Source organism: Chryseobacterium cucumeris, assembly GCF_001593385.1.
Lineage (GTDB): Bacteria > Bacteroidota > Bacteroidia > Flavobacteriales > Weeksellaceae > Chryseobacterium > Chryseobacterium cucumeris.
Window position 1 is genome coordinate 1 of the sequence record NZ_LUVZ01000032.1, and the last position, 487, is coordinate 487.

A 487-nucleotide genomic window follows, 5' to 3' on the forward strand; every position below is an offset into this window, starting at 1 on the left:
CATCATACAAAAACGCTAATACGGTGTGCTTTGACGCTCGCTTCGCTCGCGCTTTTACAATTTATATTAGAATAAATCGTTTGCCGTAATACTCTTATCGTGTTTTGTGTAATCTACAGGTCTTTTTGCAAAGAAATCATCCAGAGAATTCGCGAAAACTTCCTCTTCGAACCATACCATTGGTCTGTATTGTTCAGGAGTAATGTTGTATTTTGTTTTCATGTTGATTTTCTTCAAGCTGTCGTCTACACGATATTTCATGAAGTTCAATAAGTCTTCTTTAGATACATTGTCGATTTCTCCAAGTTCAAAAATCCAGCTAAGAATATCACCTTCTCTTGCAATAGATTCATCCACAAGGGTGTATATATCTTCAATATCGCTGTCTGTTAATAGATCAGGTTGTTCCTCACGGATTTTGTTGATTAAGTAGATTCCTGCATTAGCGTGAATTTGCTCATCTACAGAAGTCCATGCGATAATGTTA

The 487-nt window shown here is 36.3% G+C and carries 1 protein-coding gene; it reads right to left on the reverse strand.

Annotation, left to right across the window (positions count from 1 at the left end; all coding sequences use genetic code 11):
* Positions 1–66 precede the first annotated feature (66 nt).
* On the reverse strand, positions 67–487 hold a 421-nt coding region (locus A1704_RS15155; RefSeq protein ID WP_162268227.1), incomplete at its 5' end, for a ribonucleotide-diphosphate reductase subunit beta.